Origin of the sequence: Streptomyces sp. NPDC051064, from assembly GCF_044455985.1 — a bacterium.
In the GTDB taxonomy this organism is placed as follows: domain Bacteria; phylum Actinomycetota; class Actinomycetes; order Streptomycetales; family Streptomycetaceae; genus Streptomyces.
Map to the genome: position 1 here is coordinate 1,349,549 of NZ_JBITFK010000001.1, position 15,501 is coordinate 1,365,049.

The window sequence follows — 15,501 nt, forward strand, 5'->3', positions numbered from 1 at the left end:
CAGGCCATCATGACCCCATGACCTCTCACGCAACTCCCGTGCAGGCGCTTATCGTTGTCGACGTACGTCCGCGGGGACGATGCGCTGCCCGAGGCCGCGCGCCTCGTGGACCGGACGGCCGGACTGATCGCACGGGCACGGGCGGCCGGGGCGTTCGTCGTCCACGTCCAGAACGACGGAGCGGCCGGTGCGGACGACGAGCCCCACACCGCCGGCTGGGAGCTCCACCACCCCGTCGAGGCGGGTCCCACGGAAGTGGTGATCCGCAAGACCCACGACGACGCGTTCCAGGAGACCTCGCTGGAAGCCCTGTTGACCGCGTCCGGGGTGCGGTCGCTCGCCGTCTGCGGCCTAATGTCCGAGATGTGCGTGCAGGCGACGGCACGTACGGCCGTGGCGCTCGGCTACCGGGTCGCCCTGCCCCACGACGCCCACGCGACGCACGACATCCCGGCGGAGCCCGGGATCAGCGCGGCTGTTCCGGCGGCCACGGTCTCACGGGTCGCGGCCTGGCCTCTCAGCAGGGACGCCGACGTCACCGTCCGCGCGGCGGACGTGGCGTTCGCGGCGGCACCTTCGCCCGCCGGTTCCTGAACTCCCCTTTCCGGCGCGGCATCCAGCGAAAGTTTTCGAAGCTTTCGGAGCATTGACCGAAATTTATCGGAGCGACTAGCCTGCCGCTCGAATCCCCGGACGTCGGTGAAGAAGCCGTCCACACCTGTGGATTCACCCCTGCTTCCCCCACCCAGCCAGAGGGAGCACCACCGTGATCCGAAGATCGTCGATCCTCAGCCTGTTCGCCGCCGCCGCGCTCACCGCCGCAGTCGTCAGCCCGGCGCTCGGCGCCGGGGACGGCCACGGCCCCGGCAGCTCACCGGCGCCCGGCGAGCGCAACGCCCGCTGGGTGAGCACCTGGACGTCCATGCCGCAGCTGACGGAGCCGGGCAACATGCCCCCGGCCCCGTTCACCCAGGACGGCTCGGTCCTCGACGACGCCACCCTGCGGCAGACGGTCCACGTGTCCACGGGCGGTGAGCACATCCGGCTCCGCTTCTCGAATGCTTTCGGTGGCGCCGCACTGCCGATCACCAAGGTGTCCGTCGCCCTGCCGCTCGACGACAAGGCGGGCACCAGCGCGATCGCCCCGGGGACCACGCGGCCCGTGACCTTCCAGGGGCGTTCGTCGGTGTCGGTCCCGGTGGGCGCGCAGGCGGTCTCCGATCCGCTGGACTTCGCGCTCGCGCCGGGGTCGAACCTCACGGCGACGGTGTATCTGGCGACCGGTCAGGCCTCCACGTCCATCACCTCGCACCCCGGCTCCCGTACGACGTCCTATCTGCGGGCCGGGGAGCATGTCGCCGACGCCGACCTGCCCGGAGCGACGCCCACCGACCACTGGTACTTCCTCAGCGGCGTCGAGGTCTGGTCCAGGAGCACCACCTCGGCGGCCGTCGTGCTCGGCGACTCGCTGACCGACGGCCGGGGCTCGACGACGAACATGAACAACCGCTGGCCCGACCTGCTGCTGAAGCGGCTGGCGTCCGGTGCGGCCACGTCGAAGACGGCCCTGGTCAACCAGGCGGCCGGTGGAAACCGCCTGCTCAACGACGGTCTGGGCCCCAACGGCCTGGCCCGCATCGACCGTGACGTCCTGGCCCAGAGCGGCGTGGACTGGCTGGTCGTCTTCGAGGGCATCAACGACATCGGCACCGCCGAAGCCACTCCGGCCGCCCAGAAGCAGGTCGCGGCCGACGTCATCGCCGCGTACGAGCAGATCATCACCCGCGCCCACACCCAGGGCATCCGCGTCTACGGGGCGACACTGACCCCGATGGGCGGCAACACGGGGTACGACGACCCGGACGGCTACCGCGAGCAGGCCCGGCAGACCGTCAACACGTGGATCCGCACGAGCGGGCGCTTCGACAGCGTGATCGACTTCGACCGCACCGTCCGCGACCCGCAGGAGCCCCGTCAGCTGCGGGCGGAGCTGGACACCGGCGACCACCTCCACCTCAACCCCACGGGGTACCGGGCGATGGCGGACTCCGTGCCCACCCGGCTGTTCCGGCAGGCGCCGCTGCCCCGGGGCTTCGGATACAACTGACGCGGTCGTACGGCCCGTACGGTCCCCCTCGCGGACGAGGGAGACCGTACGGGCGACGCGGTCCGGAGAGCGGCACGGCAGCGGTCACCCGTCGCCGTCGATCCTGCTGACCACGCGCCGGAGCTCACGGGCCCCGCGGGGCGACAGCGCCCCCATCACGGTGTCGAGGAGCTCCCGCGCCGCCGACGGATCGCCGCAGCAGTCCCAGTGGGTGTCGCCCAGTTCGTGGTCGCGCCACAGCACGCGCAGCGACTGCCGCCTGTGCCGCTTCCACGTACGCACGGCCTCGCTGACCTCACCGGGCGCGAGGTAGTTGCGGCTCAGCTCCAGGCGGGTGATCTCGGCGAGCGTGCGTGAGGAGAGCCCGTCGATGACGGTGCTCGTGCCGTCGGGCCGGCGAGGGTACGCCCGGCCCCTTCGGAGGTGTCCTGACCGGCTACGCGGCATGGACCTTTCGGTTCGTCGTCATGGCGGTCATGGTGCCATGCGTGCGCGCGTTCGTTCCCGTCATTTTCGGCACCCCAACTGATGTGCGGACAGCACCGATTACTTTCCCGTGGTGCGGCAGTCTTCATGGCAGTGGATCCGGAACGGAAAGAGGAGCGAGAGCCGTGCGCATCGTCATCAATGAGTTCATGAGCCTCGACGGCGTCGTGCAGGCGCCCGGCGGGCCCGAGGAGGACACCGACGGCGGCTTCACGCAGGGCGGCTGGACCCATCCGTACTTCGACGAGGTGGTGGGCGGCGCCTTCGACGCCGCGCTGAAGGACGCCGACGCGCTGCTCTTCGGACGCCGTACGTGGCAGAACATGGCCGGGGCGTGGCCGGAGCGGGCGGGCGACCCCTTCGCCGACCGGATGAACTCCATCCCGAAGCACGTCGTCTCCAGCACCCTCGGGGACGACAAGCTGACGTGGGCCAACACCACCCGCGTCCCCGGTGACTCGGCCGTCGCCGGCATCCGGGAGCTGCGCGCGGCCGAGGGCCGCGACCTGCTGGTCATGGGGAGCGCCACGCTCGCCCGGACCCTGCTGCACGAGGGCCTCGCCGACGAGCTGCGGCTCCTGATCATGCCGGTGATCGTCGGCGGCGGTAAGACGATCTTCCCCACCGACGGTGCGCTGCGCCCGCTCGAACTGGTGTCGACGGTGATCAGCGGCACGGGCGTGCACGTGTGCACCTACCGGGCCGCCGACCCGGCGTAGAGAGTGTCCGCGGGCCCGGCGGCGTCACCGCTGAGAAGCTGCTGTCATGGCCTCTCTGCCCCGGATCGCCCCCATGCTCGCCACCCCCGGCCGCCTGCCGTCGGCCGCCGTCGACGAGCAGTGGGCGTACGAGGTGAAGCAGGACGGCCAGCGCGCCATGGTCTATCTGCCGGGGGACGGATCGGTCGAGCTGCTGGCCAGGTCGGGGGCCGTCATCACCCCCGCGTATCCGGACCTGGCCGCGCTCGGGCCCGCGCTCGGCGGCGTACCGGCGGTGCTGGACGGCGAGATCGTCGCGCTGGACGACCAGGGGCGCAGCGACTTCGAGCGGCTCCAGTCGCGGATGGGGCTCTCCGGATCGCCCGCGAAGGCCGCCCGCATGGCGCAGCGCGTGCCGGCGCACCTGGTGCTGTTCGACGCCGTGTTCCTGCGGGACCGGAGCCTCGTGCCGTCGCCCTACGCCGAGCGCCGGGCGGCGCTGGAGGAGCTCGCGCTGAACGGACCGCGCTGGTCGACGCCCTCGGTGGTCGTGGGGCACGGCGAGGAGGCCCTCACCATGACCCGGGAGGCCGGGCTGGAGGGCGTGATCGCGAAGCGGCTGACCTCGGTGTACGAGCCGGGGGTCCGCGCCCGCACGTGGATCAAGATCCGCCACGCCCGCACGCTGGACGTGATCGTCGGCGGCTGGGTGCCCGGGCGCGGCCGGCTGGGCGGCCTGCCGGGCGCGCTGCTGGTCGGCGAGCGGCACCCGGGCGGTCTGCGCTACGCGGGCAGCGTCGGGACGGGGTGGAGCGACGCCGAGCGGACCAGGCTCGCCGAGCTGCTCCGTGTCGCCGCGGTCGACACCTGTCCCTTCGACGAGACGCCCCCGGTGGCCGGGGCGCGCTGGGTGCTGCCGCGGCTGGTCGGCGAGGTGCGGTACTCGACGCGGACGAAGGCGGGGAAGCTGCGTCAGCCCTCCTGGCACCGGCTCCGCCCGGACCTGGCGCCCGACGACATCGAGTGAGGGGCCCGGCCGCCCCCGATGTCGGGCGGGTGACGGGGCCGGCCGCGGCGCGATGCCGTCCGGGACGGACCGGCCGCGGCGCGATGCCGTCGGGGACGGACCGGCCGCGGCGCGATGCCGTCGGGCGCCGCTCAGGAGGCGGTCCGCTTCTTCGCCGCCGTCTTCCTCGCCGGCTGCTTCTTGGCCGCCGTCTTCCTGGAGGCCGTCTTCTTCGCTGCCGGGGCGGCCTTCTTCCGGGCGCGGGACTTGCCCGGCGTCATCTCGTGCACGGTCGCGTCCTCGCCCCGCGTCTCCTTGGCCGCCTTCACCGAGGCGTTCAGCGCGGCCATCAGGTCCATGACCTTCCCCGGCTCCTCCTCTTCCCCTGCTGCCGCCGGGAGCGCCTTGCCCTCGGACTTGGCCGCGAGCAGCTCCTCCAGGGCCTCCCGGTAGCGGTCACGGAAGCCGGAGATGTCGTCCAGGGCCATGCTGTCGGTGAGCTGCACCGCGCGTTCGATCTCGTCCTCGTCCAGCTCGGTCTCCCGCGGGGCGAGGGATTCCGGGCTGCGGATCTCGTCCGGCCAGCGCATCGAGTGCAGCACGATCGCGTCCTCCCGCACCCGCAGCAGGCCGAGCCGCTCACGGTTGTGCCAGGCGAACTTCGCCACGGCGACCTTGTCGCTGCGCTCCAGCGCCTTCCGCAGCAGGGCGTACGGCTTCGCCGCGACCTGGCCGTCGACCGCGAGGTAGTAGCTGTCGCTGATCCGTACGGGGTCGATGCTGTCGGCCTCGACGAACGCGACGATCTCGATGGCCTTCGCCGTCGGCAGCGGCATCCGGTCGAGTTCCTCGTCGGTGACGGGCACGGTCCGGTCCTTGGCGACCTCGTAGCCCTTGCCGATCTCCTCCTGCGAGAGGACCTTGCCGTCGATCTCGCACACCTTGCGGGTGCGGATCCGGCCCATGTCCTCCTGGTGGTACTGGTGGAAGGAGATCGAGTGGTTCTCGGTGGCGGAGACCACCTTGATCGGGATCGTGACCAGCCCGAAGCTGATCGCTCCTGTCCACAGGGGCCGCGGCATCCAGTACCTCCATACCCCCCTGGTGGCTTGGCCGGGAGGCGGACCGGAGCGCCTGGAAGGGAGAACCGACCCGAGAGGGCCGAGGCGCGGCCGGGCCACCGCCCGTAATCACGATCCTCGCGCCCCCGCCCCCGGACCGCATGTGGATCACCGGGGGACCGGACGGTCAGCCGCGCGGCACGTCCATCTCGCCGACCACCTGGTCCCCGCTCATCTCGCCGGTCATGTGGAAGCCGAGCCGGAGATAGAACTCCTCGGGACCGTGCTCCCCCTGCCCCCAGGTCACCGTCACGCGCTTCTGTCCGCGCCGGAGGATCTCCTCGCAGACGGCGTCCACGGCGAAGCGCCCGTATCCCTTGCCCTGCTCCTCCGCCGCGACGGCCAGCCGCCAGAGCCCGGAACGGAGCCGGTCCCCGGGGTCGGCGGGGCCCCCGAGCCCGAACCGTACGTCGAAGAAGGCCATCACGAAGGCGACGAGCCGGTCACCGTCGTAGACCAGCCGGGGCCAGGCCCTGTCCGGATCGGCGTACGCCTCGGCCAGCGACCGCGCGACCGGGGAGACGAACCGTTCCTGCTCGGGTGCGACCTTCAGGCGGCACGCGTCGAGGACGTTGTCCGGGGTCACCTTCTCCAGGCGGAGCTGCGCAGTCATACGCGCACCGTACGGGCGGAGCCGGGCGCCCGGCCATCGAATTGTCGGCCCGGCCCGGCGCGGGGTCACCAGGCGGCGGGGCCGGCCTCGTCGAAGAAGCCGCCGGTCGGGCCGTCGGCGCCGATGAGCGCCATACGGACGATGATGTCCGCGCCCTCCTCCACCGTGTTGGGGCCCGAGTGGCCGTTGAGGTCGGTGGCGGTGTAACCGGGGTCGACGGCGTTGAACCTGATGCCCGGGAATGCCTTCGCGTACTGCGAAGTCACCATGACCAGCGCCGTCTTGGACGAGTTGTAGTCGAGCGCCGCCACGGTGAACTCGACACGGGCCGGGTCGTTCGTCGCCGCCAGCGAGCCGAGGCCGCTGGACACGTTCACGACGACCGAGTCCTTCCCCGCCTCCAGCAGCGGCAGGAAGGCCCTGGTCACGCGCACGGCACCGAAGACATTGGTCTCGTACGTGCTCCGCATGTCCGCCCCGGTCACCTCGCCCACCGGCTTGCGTGCGCCGGCGATCCCGGCGTTGTTGACCAGGACGTCCAGCCGGCCCGCGTCCTTCGTCACGAAGGCGGCGGCGGCCTCGACGGAGCCCTCGTCCGTGATGTCGAGCTGGACGAAGCGCGCGCCGAGCCGCGCCGCGGCCTCCTCCCCGCGCCGGGCGTCGCGCGCCCCGGCGTAGACGGTGTGCCCGGCCTCGATGAGACGGCGGGCGGTCTCGTAGCCGAGACCCTTGTTCGCTCCGGTGATGAGGGTGGTGGTCATGGTGGCGCTCCCGTGTTCGGCGGTCGGTGGGGTGATGCCTCCACCCTGCTCGCGCCTCCGGCGGACAGGGAGTGCCCGCCTCAGCGGGTGGACCGGCAGTACCAGGCTGTGCGACGGGCCTGCCCGGATACTGGAGAGGTGAGCGCATCCAAGGACACACCGTCCGCACCGTCCAAGGCCCCGTCCGGGAACCCGTCCGGCGACCCGGGCTCCAGGGACCTGGGCAAGGCCCTGCACGGCTGGCGGGACCGGATCTCCCCGGCCACGGTCGGGCTGCCCGCCGGCGGGGTGCGGCGGGCGGCGGGGCTCCGGCGCGAGGAACTCGCCCAGCTCGCCGCCCTTTCCGTCGACTACATCACCCGCCTCGAACAGGGCCGCGCCACGTCCCCGTCACCGCAGGTCCTCGCCTCCCTGGCACGCGCGCTGCGCCTCTCCGAGGCCGAACGCACCTACCTGTACCTGCTCGCGGGACAGCCCGAGCCCGGGCCCGGCCACATCTCGGACCACATCCCGCCGGGGCTGCGCCGGCTGCTCGACCAGCTGAACGGTGCCCCGCTGAGCGTTCACGACGCCGCCTGGAACCTCGTCGAATGGAACCCGTCCTGGGCCGCCCTGCTCGGCGACCCCTCCGCACTGCGCGGCCGCGAACGCAACATGATCTGGCGCCACTTCACCGGCCTGCCGGGCCGGGTCCGCCAGACACCGGAGCAGAAGGCGGACTTCGAGGCCACGATGGTGGGCGACCTCAGGGCGGCCACCGCCCGCTACCCGGCCGACCAGGGGCTGCGCTCACTGATCAAGGACCTGCGGGAGACCAGCACCGCCTTCGCCGGCCTGTGGGACTCGGGCATCGTGGGCATCCACCGGTCCGGCGCCAAGGCCATCGTCCACCCCGAGATCGGCACGCTCACCCTCGACTGCGACGTCCTGGTCGCCGCGGGCAGCGACCTGCGGGTCGTCGCGTACACCGCGGCCCCCGGCAGCGACGCCGCCGCCCGGCTCGGCCTGCTCGCCGTCATCGGCACCCAGGCCATGACCTGAGCCTTGACCCCACGTCAAGCCAGCCACAGCCTCCCGGTCACCACTTCAGCAGCCGCCTCCGAACCCTTCCGGAGGCGGCTGCTCTTTTCCAATCTGCTTCAAGCAGGCTATAAATGAGCAACTTCGAGCACCATTCGCCTGGGTTCACGCAGCCCGCATCCGCGAAGGACGCCCATGCCGCTCATATCCACCGGTGTCATTACGCACGGCGCCCGGACCGACGCGACCGGCGTCGGGGCCTTCAACGTCGTGCAGATCGAACACGCGCAGGCCATCGTGGGCGGGGCTGAAGCCGCCGGGCTGCCGGTGATCCTCCAGGTCAGCGAGAACACCGCGCGCTACCACGGCGGCCTCGAACCCATCGGGCTCGCCTCGCTCGCCGTCGCCCGGGCGGCCGGCGTGCCGGTCTCCGTGCATCTGGACCACGCCGAGTCGGCCGGGCTGGTGCGCGAGGCCGTCCGGCTCGGCTTCACCTCCGTCATGTTCGACGCGTCGGCGCTCCCGTACGCCGAGAACGTGGCGGCCACCCGCGAGATCACCGCCTACTGCCACAGCCACGGCGTCTGGGTGGAGGCGGAGCTCGGCGAGATCGGCGGCAAGGACGGGGCGCACGCCCCCGGCGTACGCACCGACCCGGACGAGGCCCAGGCGTTCGTGGAGGCCACGGCCGTCGACGCGCTCGCCGTGGCCGTCGGCAGTTCGCACGCGATGCTGACCCGGGACGCCGTCCTCGACTTCGCGCTCATCTCCCGGCTGCGCGACGCGGTAGGGGTCCCGCTCGTCCTGCACGGTTCCTCGGGGGTCGGCGACACGGGTCTCGCGGCGGCGATCGGCGCCGGCATGACGAAGGTCAACATCTCCACGCACCTGAACAAGCTGTTCACCCGGGCCGTCCGCGACTATCTGGACACCCACGCCGAGGCCGCGGACCCCCGCACCTATCTCGGCCCGGCCCGCGACGCGGTCGCGGCGGAGGTGGCACGCCTGCTGGGCGTCCTGGCGCGGCCCGGACGATAGGCTTGTGAGCTGCGAGCGAGGAGGATCCGGTGGCGGCACACACACGTTGGACCCGGCTGCTGGAGATCCTCAGCGACCAGGGCCATCTCGACGTACTCGACGCCGCCGAACGGCTCGGCTGTTCCGCCGCCACCGTCCGCCGCGACCTGGACGAGCTCGCCCGGCAGAATCTGCTGACCCGCACCCGGGGCGGCGCGGTGGTGAGCGCCGTCGCCTACGACTTGCCGCTGCGCTACAAGGCGGCCCGCAGGGCGGACGAGAAGCAGCGCATCGCGAAGGCCGCGGCCGAGCTGATCCCGACGGGCTCCACGGTCGGCCTCAACGGCGGCACGACGACCTCCGAGGTGGCCAGGGAACTGGCGCTGCGGCCCGAGCCGTCGGGCGGGGGCGTGGCGCTGACCGTGGTGACGAACGCGATCAACATCGCCAACGAGCTGGCGGTCCGCCCCCAGGTGAAGATCGTCGTGACCGGCGGGGTGGCCCGGCCGAATTCGTACGAGCTCGTCGGCCCCCTGGTCGACTCGGTCCTGCGCGGCCTCGCGCTCGACTACACGATCCTCGGCGTGGACGCCGTCCACGCCCGGTTCGGCGCGGCCACGCACGACGAGTCCGAGGCCGGCGCCAACCGGGCCCTCGCCGAGTGCGCGGGCACGGTGATCGTCGTCGCGGACTCCTCCAAGCTCGGCCGCCGGGCCTTCGCCCAGGTCTGCGAGACCGGCGCGGTGTCGGTGCTGGTCACGGACCGGGACGCGCCCGAGGGCGTCGTCGAGGAGTTCACCGCGCTGGGGATCGACGTCCTGCGGGTGTGACCCCGCAGGTCAGCGGTAGTCCTCCGGGTGACCCTGCATCCACGTGTTGACGCGGTCCCGGGTGCCGATCAGCTCCCCGGCCCTTCGGTGGTGGTCGCCGCGCCGCAGCCCACCAGCAGCGCTCCCAGAATCACGGCCGGCATCGCGGCACGCAGGCCGGTACGGATCAACATGAGGCCCCCCTCGTCGTGTTGGGCCGGACCCTATCGAATATCCCGGGCGGGTCAGCCCTCCACCAGGCTCTGCAGCGCCCGGGCGTACAGGTCCGCGAGGTGCTCGGAGGTCGCCTCCCGCGCACCCATTTGCATATACATACAATCGAGTGCATACTCTTCCTATGTCTAAGGTTCTCACCTCCCTGCCCACCGGCGAGCGCGTCGGCATCGCTTTCTCGGGCGGCCTCGACACCTCGGTCGCGGTCGCGTGGATGCGCGACAAGGGTGCCGTCCCGTGCACCTACACCGCCGACATCGGCCAGTACGACGAGCCCGACATCGCGTCGGTGCCCGGCCGTGCGAAGGCCTACGGCGCCGAGATCGCGCGCCTGGTCGACTGCCGGGCGGCACTGGTCGAGGAGGGCCTGGCAGCGCTCGCGTGCGGTGCGTTCCACATCCGCTCGGGCGGGCGTGCCTACTTCAACACGACGCCGCTCGGCCGCGCCGTCACCGGCACCCTGCTGGTCCGGGCGATGCTCGAGGACAACGTGCAGATCTGGGGCGACGGCTCCACGTTCAAGGGCAACGACATCGAGCGGTTCTACCGCTACGGCCTCCTCGCCAACCCCCACCTGCGCATCTACAAGCCGTGGCTCGACGCCGACTTCGTCACGGAGCTCGGCGGCCGCAAGGAGATGTCGGAGTGGCTGGTCGCCCACGGGCTGCCCTACCGCGACAGCACGGAGAAGGCGTACTCCACCGACGCCAACATCTGGGGCGCCACCCACGAGGCGAAGACGCTGGAGCACCTCGACACCGGCGTGGAGACCGTCGACCCGATCATGGGCGTCCGGTTCTGGGACCCCTCGGTCGAGATCGCCACCGAGGACGTCACCATCGGCTTCGACCAGGGCCGCCCGGTGACGATCAACGGCAAGACGTTCGCCACCCCGGTCGACCTGGTCATGGAGGCCAACGCGGTCGGCGGCCGTCACGGCCTGGGCATGTCGGACCAGATCGAGAACCGCATCATCGAGGCGAAGAGCCGCGGCATCTACGAGGCGCCCGGCCTGGCCCTCCTGCACGCGGCGTACGAGCGCCTCGTCAACGCGATCCACAACGAGGACACCCTCGCCCACTACCACAACGAGGGCCGGCGCCTCGGACGGCTGATGTACGAGGGCCGCTGGCTGGACCCGCAGGCCCTGATGGTCCGCGAGTCGCTGCAGCGCTGGGTCGGCTCGGCCGTCACCGGCGAGGTGACGCTGCGGCTGCGGCGCGGTGAGGACTACTCGATCCTCAACACCACCGGCCCCGCCTTCAGCTACCACCCGGACAAGCTGTCGATGGAGCGGACCGAGGACTCGGCGTTCGGCCCCGTGGACCGCATCGGCCAGCTCACCATGCGCAACCTCGACATCGCGGACTCGCGCGCCAGGCTCGAACAGTTCGCCGGCCTCGGCCTCGTCGGCACCACCCAGCCCTCGCTGATCGGCGCCGCGCAGGCGGCGGCCACCGGCCTGATCGGCGCCATGTCCGAGGGCGGCGCGCAGGCCATCGCCTCGCGCGGCGAGGTCTCCCGTGACGACGAGCTGCTGGACCGCGCCGCGATGGAGTCCGGCACCGACTGACGTTCCGGCCCGCCCCCCGGCCGACCGGCTGACCGGCTGACCGGCCGGCCGGTCCGGGACCTTATCCTCGGATTCTCGGCGGTCAGGCCGGGTGAGACGCAGGAAAGCGAAGGTGGCGGCAATGGCGAAGGTCCCGGCAGCGGCAGTGGCGGCGGGCGGACTCGTCGGCGGGTACGGAATCGCCCGCTGGACCAGGAAGCGCCCGCTGGGCGGCGTCGCGCTGGCCGCCGCCGGCTCGGTGGCGGCGTACGAGTGGAACCGGCAGGCCGGGGCCCGCGCGGCCACCGGGCTGACCGTCGCCTACGTCGCCGCCTTCGCCTGCTCGCACCCCCTGGCCAAGAAGCTCGGCGCCTGGCCCGCGGTGTTCACCGTGGCGGGCGGCGTCGCCGCCGCGTCGTGGGCGGTCACCCGGCGCGGCACCCGATAGGGCCACCGGGGAGCGGCCGCACGCGCGGCGCCGTCTCCGAGAAAGTCCGGCCCGGGGGATTGAACACGGGCGCCGCGGGGTGCGTACTGAAGAGCAACTCCCCGCGTGACCCGGGGGCGTGCCCGTGCGACAGGACGGGCACGTCTCCGGTCAGCCTCCCAGCGCGTGTGACACCGAATAGATCGCCAGGCCGGCCAGCGCACCCACCACGGTGCCGTTGATCCGGATGAACTGCAGGTCACGGCCGATGTGCGCCTCGATCTTCCTCGACGTCTGGTCCGCGTCCCAGCCGGCCACCGTGTCGCTGATCAGCGAGGTGATCTCCGTGCGGTACGTCGTGACGACATACGCCGCCGCGTCCTCCAGCCAGCCCTCCAGCTTCGCCTGCAGCCGCTCGTCCGTGGAGAGCCTGGCGCCCAGGGAGATCAGCGACGCCCGGGCCCGCATCCGCAGCTCGCTGCGCTCGTCCTCGGCCGCCGCGATGATCATCGTACGGACGGAGGACCAGGCGGAGGCGATGACGTCCTGGACCTCACCGCGCCCCAGGATCTCCGACTTCAGCCGCTCCACCCGGGCGCGGGTGTCGCTGTCGGTCTGGAGGTCGGCCGCGAAGTCCGTCAGGAACGTGTCGATCGAGCCGCGCGCCGGATGGCCCGGCATGTCACGCATCTCCGTGACGAAGCGCAGCAGCTCCTTGTAGACCCGCTCCCCCACCCGCTTGTCGACGAACCGGGGCGTCCAGCCGGGCGCCCCGCCCTGCACCGCGTCCATCACGGAGTCACCGTGCAGGACCAGCCAGTCGTGCGCCCGTACGCAGACGAGGTCGACGACCCTGCGGTGACCGCCGTCCTGGACGATCCCCTCCAGCATCTTCCCTATCCCCGGCCCGACTTCCGCCGCGTCCGCCCGCCGGGTGATCGCCTCCCCGACGACCGCCTGCACATCGGAGTCCCGCAGCACGGTCAGCGCACCGCGCAGCGCGGTGGCCAGCTCGGCGGTGACCCGGTCCGCGTGTTCCGGCTCCGCCAGCCACGCTCCGAGCCTCTTGCCGACCCCCAGAGCGTGAATTCGGTCACGAACGACGTCCCCGGAGAGAAAATTCTCGCCCACGAAGGAACCGAGTGATGCCCCCAACTGGTCCTTCTTGGTGGGAATGATGGCGGTGTGGGGGATGGGCAGGCCGAGCGGACGCCGGAACAGCGCCGTGACGGCGAACCAGTCCGCCAGCGCACCGACCATTCCCGCCTCGGCGGCCGCTGCGACGTAGCCCGGCCAGCCGCCCATTCCCTCGTTCTTCGCCCAGGTGGCGAGAACGTACACGAGCGCGACGAGCAGGAGCAGCCCCGTGGCGGTGGTCTTCATACGGCGCACACCGCGCCGCTTCTCCTCATCGGCGGCGGTGTACGCGAACCCGCCCAGTCCGGTCCCACGGCCCTCCGCCCCGGATGCCGATCCCTGTCCCGCGTCCTGTTCCATCCGCTCCACCCGTCCGCGTACACGTCACCCAGTGCCGTACGCATTGTCCCTACCTCACCTACTCCTGGGCCGCACGTCGAGTTCCCCAGGGCCTGTCGCATCATGAGAGCGACCCGAACACCGGGGCCGGACACCGCAAGGAGAACCACCACAGATGCCCAGGCGCCAGGGGTATGCCCTGCTCATCGCCCTCGTAGCGGGCACCGTCGCGCTCGCCGCCGCCGTCGCGTTCGGTACGTCGCTCATCGCCGGGAAGAGGCAGGAACCGCTGAGCGGGTCCCAGACCCATGCGGCGGCCCGCAATCCCGCCGCACCGGCCAACTCCGTCGGCACCTGGGTCGCCACCTGGACCGCGGCCCCCGTCAGCGCGGAGCCGAATTCCGCACAGGGCTACCCCGGCAGCACCATCCGCAACATCGTGCACACCAGCGTCGGCGGCGACGCCGCCCGCATCACGCTGTCCAACCTCTTCGGCGCCACACCGCTCGTCATCGACCAGGCCACCGTCAACACCCGCCAGGTGACCTTCCGCGGCCGGCCCACCGTCACCGTCGCCGCCGGCCTCCAGGTCGTCAGCGACCCGGTCGTGGTGCCCGTCGCCCCGGACGCCGATCTGGAGGTCACCCTCCGCACCCCGTCCGCCGGCGGGCCCGTCACCCAGCACCCCAACGCACACCAGACGTCCTACCTGGCCGACGGCCGGGGCACCTGGAGCACCACCCGGTGGCGCTACCTGACGGCCGTCGACGTCCGCAACGAGGCGTCGCCCGGCGCGATCGTCGTGCTCGGCGACTCCCTCACGGCGGGCAGCGGCTCCACGACCGACGCCGACACCCGCTGGCCGGACGTCCTCTCCGACCGGCTGCGGCACGCCTACGGCGTCGCCAACCAGGGGATCGCCGGCAACCGGCTCCTGCGCGACAGCCCGCTGACGGTGGACGGCGTCAAGAACGTGGGCGGCCGGAGCGGCGCCCACCGCTTCGAGCGCGACGTCCTGTCCGTCGCCGGAGCGAAGACCGTGATCATCGCCCTCGGCATCAACGACGTACAGCAGTACCCCCAGGAGCCCGACCCCCAGCGCATCACGGCCGGGCTCCGCGCCCTCACCGAGCGCGCACACGCCCAGGGGCTGCGGGTCGTCGGGGCGACCCTGACGCCCTTCCAGGGCTACTCCACCTGGTCGCCCCGGAGCAACAGCGTGCGCCTCGCCGTCAACAAGGAGATCCGCTCCGGCCGGATCTTCGACGCGTTCGTCGACTTCGACCGCGCCGTACGCGACCCTTACGCGCCCAACCGGATCCTGCCCGAGTACGACTCCGGAGACCGGCTGCACTTCAACGACGCCGGCTACCGCGCACTGGGCCACGCGATCGACCTCGGCGCCGTGGACGGGACGCCGAAGGCCGACACCTTCTGAAGCTCAGCCGAGCTCCTTGCGCCCGTCCCCCGTGTCCGGCTTCCGCAGCCGCAGCCGCTCCTGCTCCTGCAGCCGCCGCTTCTCCGCCCTGCTCCGCTTGCGCTCCACGCCGACCCCGCCCATCAGCGCGAACCCGGTGATCTTCACCCGGGGGGCCTCCGGAGCGGGGTACGGCTCCTCGTCGAGCTTGGAGTGCTCGCCGAAACCGCCCATGATCCCGAGGCCGTTGACCTGCACGTTGAGGTCCGGCGGGACCGTCACCTGCATGCCGCCCATGATCGTGAAGCAGCGGATCACGACATCGCGCTCCGCGAAGTGGGCCTCGCGCAGATCGATCTCGCCACCGCCCCACATCGCGAACGCGGTGAACTTGGGGCCCACCGTCCAGCGGCCCTTGCGGCTGAAGCCGCCCCAGAAGGCGAAGGCCCCCGACGAGGTGGCGGTGCCACCGATCCGCGCGGGCCAGTTCGCGGACGACCCCTTGCGCTCGGCCACCGCCCCCGCCACCGGCCGGGCTGGACCGCCCGGCACCGGCAGGTCGCGTACGAGCGGCACCAACTCCCCGTGCGTACGCGCCTTGAACGTCGCGTCGAGCCGCTGCTCGAACTCGTCCATCTCCAGCCGGCCCTCGGCCACGGCCTCCCGCAGGGTCTCTGCGACCCGCTCACGTTCCGCGTCGGAGGCACGCATGTCCGGGCTGTCACTTGTCATACCGGCACCCTATAGAGCAATCGAG

The 15,501-nt window shown here is 72.0% G+C and carries 15 protein-coding genes and 1 pseudogene; 10 read left to right on the forward strand and 6 right to left on the reverse strand.

The genetic code is table 11. The features are described 5' to 3' along the window. Positions 1-17: 17 nt before the first annotated feature. Both ACIBCU_RS06230 and ACIBCU_RS06235 read left to right on the forward strand, forming a co-directional pair. Positions 18-594, forward strand: a pseudogene (locus tag ACIBCU_RS06230) (isochorismatase family protein). Between the two features lie 172 nt (positions 595-766). Continuing rightward, complete coding sequence (locus ACIBCU_RS06235; RefSeq protein WP_399229620.1) at positions 767-2,107, forward strand: SGNH/GDSL hydrolase family protein; 1,341 nt, start codon at positions 767-769, stop codon at positions 2,105-2,107. A gap of 84 nt (positions 2,108-2,191) precedes the next feature. Here ACIBCU_RS06235 and ACIBCU_RS06240 read toward each other — a convergent pair whose 3' ends face one another. Further along, complete coding sequence (locus ACIBCU_RS06240) at positions 2,192-2,554, reverse strand: hypothetical protein (RefSeq protein WP_362926914.1); 363 nt, start codon at positions 2,552-2,554, stop codon at positions 2,192-2,194. A 164-nt stretch (positions 2,555-2,718) separates the two neighbouring features. Here ACIBCU_RS06240 and ACIBCU_RS06245 point away from each other — a divergent pair, with 164 nt between their 5' ends. Both ACIBCU_RS06245 and ACIBCU_RS06250 read left to right on the forward strand, forming a co-directional pair. After that, positions 2,719-3,312: a dihydrofolate reductase family protein gene (locus ACIBCU_RS06245; RefSeq protein WP_399229623.1), complete on the forward strand. Its 594-nt coding sequence runs from the start codon at positions 2,719-2,721 to the stop codon at positions 3,310-3,312. Between the two features lie 46 nt (positions 3,313-3,358). Next, on the forward strand, positions 3,359-4,318 hold the full coding sequence (locus ACIBCU_RS06250) for an ATP-dependent DNA ligase (RefSeq protein ID WP_399229625.1): 960 nt from the start codon (positions 3,359-3,361) through the stop codon (positions 4,316-4,318). A 131-nt stretch (positions 4,319-4,449) separates the two neighbouring features. Here ACIBCU_RS06250 and ACIBCU_RS06255 read toward each other — a convergent pair whose 3' ends face one another. The 3 genes from ACIBCU_RS06255 to ACIBCU_RS06265 form a co-directional block, all read right to left on the reverse strand. Next, entirely contained in the window at positions 4,450-5,379 is a 930-nt protein-coding gene (locus tag ACIBCU_RS06255; RefSeq protein WP_399229628.1) for a Ku protein, read from the reverse strand. 166 nt (positions 5,380-5,545) lie between these two features. Continuing rightward, positions 5,546-6,031 carry a GNAT family N-acetyltransferase gene (locus ACIBCU_RS06260; RefSeq protein ID WP_362926918.1) on the reverse strand — a complete coding sequence of 162 codons (486 nt, stop codon included), beginning with the start codon at positions 6,029-6,031 and terminating at the stop codon, positions 5,546-5,548. A 65-nt stretch (positions 6,032-6,096) separates the two neighbouring features. Further along, positions 6,097-6,792 carry an SDR family NAD(P)-dependent oxidoreductase gene (locus ACIBCU_RS06265; RefSeq protein ID WP_362926919.1) on the reverse strand — a complete coding sequence of 232 codons (696 nt, stop codon included), beginning with the start codon at positions 6,790-6,792 and terminating at the stop codon, positions 6,097-6,099. 138 nt (positions 6,793-6,930) lie between these two features. Here ACIBCU_RS06265 and ACIBCU_RS06270 point away from each other — a divergent pair, with 138 nt between their 5' ends. The 5 genes from ACIBCU_RS06270 to ACIBCU_RS06290 all read left to right on the forward strand — a co-directional run bounded on the left by ACIBCU_RS06270 (position 6,931) and on the right by ACIBCU_RS06290 (position 11,872). Beyond that, positions 6,931-7,833: a helix-turn-helix transcriptional regulator gene (locus ACIBCU_RS06270; protein WP_399229631.1), complete on the forward strand. Its 903-nt coding sequence runs from the start codon at positions 6,931-6,933 to the stop codon at positions 7,831-7,833. A gap of 174 nt (positions 7,834-8,007) precedes the next feature. Beyond that, a complete protein-coding gene (locus ACIBCU_RS06275; protein WP_362926921.1) occupies positions 8,008-8,850 on the forward strand; it encodes a class II fructose-bisphosphate aldolase in 843 nt (280 codons plus the stop codon). A gap of 29 nt (positions 8,851-8,879) precedes the next feature. Continuing rightward, a complete protein-coding gene (locus tag ACIBCU_RS06280) occupies positions 8,880-9,659 on the forward strand; it encodes a DeoR/GlpR family DNA-binding transcription regulator (RefSeq protein ID WP_362926922.1) in 780 nt (259 codons plus the stop codon). Between the two features lie 337 nt (positions 9,660-9,996). Continuing rightward, on the forward strand, positions 9,997-11,445 hold the full coding sequence (gene argG / locus ACIBCU_RS06285) for an argininosuccinate synthase (protein ID WP_362926923.1): 1,449 nt from the start codon (positions 9,997-9,999) through the stop codon (positions 11,443-11,445). A 121-nt stretch (positions 11,446-11,566) separates the two neighbouring features. Next, a complete protein-coding gene (locus ACIBCU_RS06290; RefSeq protein WP_362926924.1) occupies positions 11,567-11,872 on the forward strand; it encodes a hypothetical protein in 306 nt (101 codons plus the stop codon). A gap of 150 nt (positions 11,873-12,022) precedes the next feature. Here the strand turns inward: ACIBCU_RS06290 and ACIBCU_RS06295 are convergent, their stop codons facing one another. Then, a complete protein-coding gene (locus tag ACIBCU_RS06295) occupies positions 12,023-13,348 on the reverse strand; it encodes a DUF445 domain-containing protein (protein WP_399229634.1) in 1,326 nt (441 codons plus the stop codon). A gap of 154 nt (positions 13,349-13,502) precedes the next feature. On the opposite strand from ACIBCU_RS06295, the gene ACIBCU_RS06300 reads away from it, so the two are divergent. Beyond that, entirely contained in the window at positions 13,503-14,765 is a 1,263-nt protein-coding gene (locus ACIBCU_RS06300) for an SGNH/GDSL hydrolase family protein (protein ID WP_399229637.1), read from the forward strand. A 3-nt stretch (positions 14,766-14,768) separates the two neighbouring features. On the opposite strand, the gene ACIBCU_RS06305 is transcribed toward ACIBCU_RS06300, so the two are convergent. Next, the gene (locus ACIBCU_RS06305) at positions 14,769-15,455 is read right to left on the reverse strand and encodes a DUF1707 domain-containing protein (protein ID WP_362927078.1); all 687 of its coding nucleotides are present in this window, start codon (positions 15,453-15,455) and stop codon (positions 14,769-14,771) included. Positions 15,456-15,501: the final 46 nt, after the last annotated feature.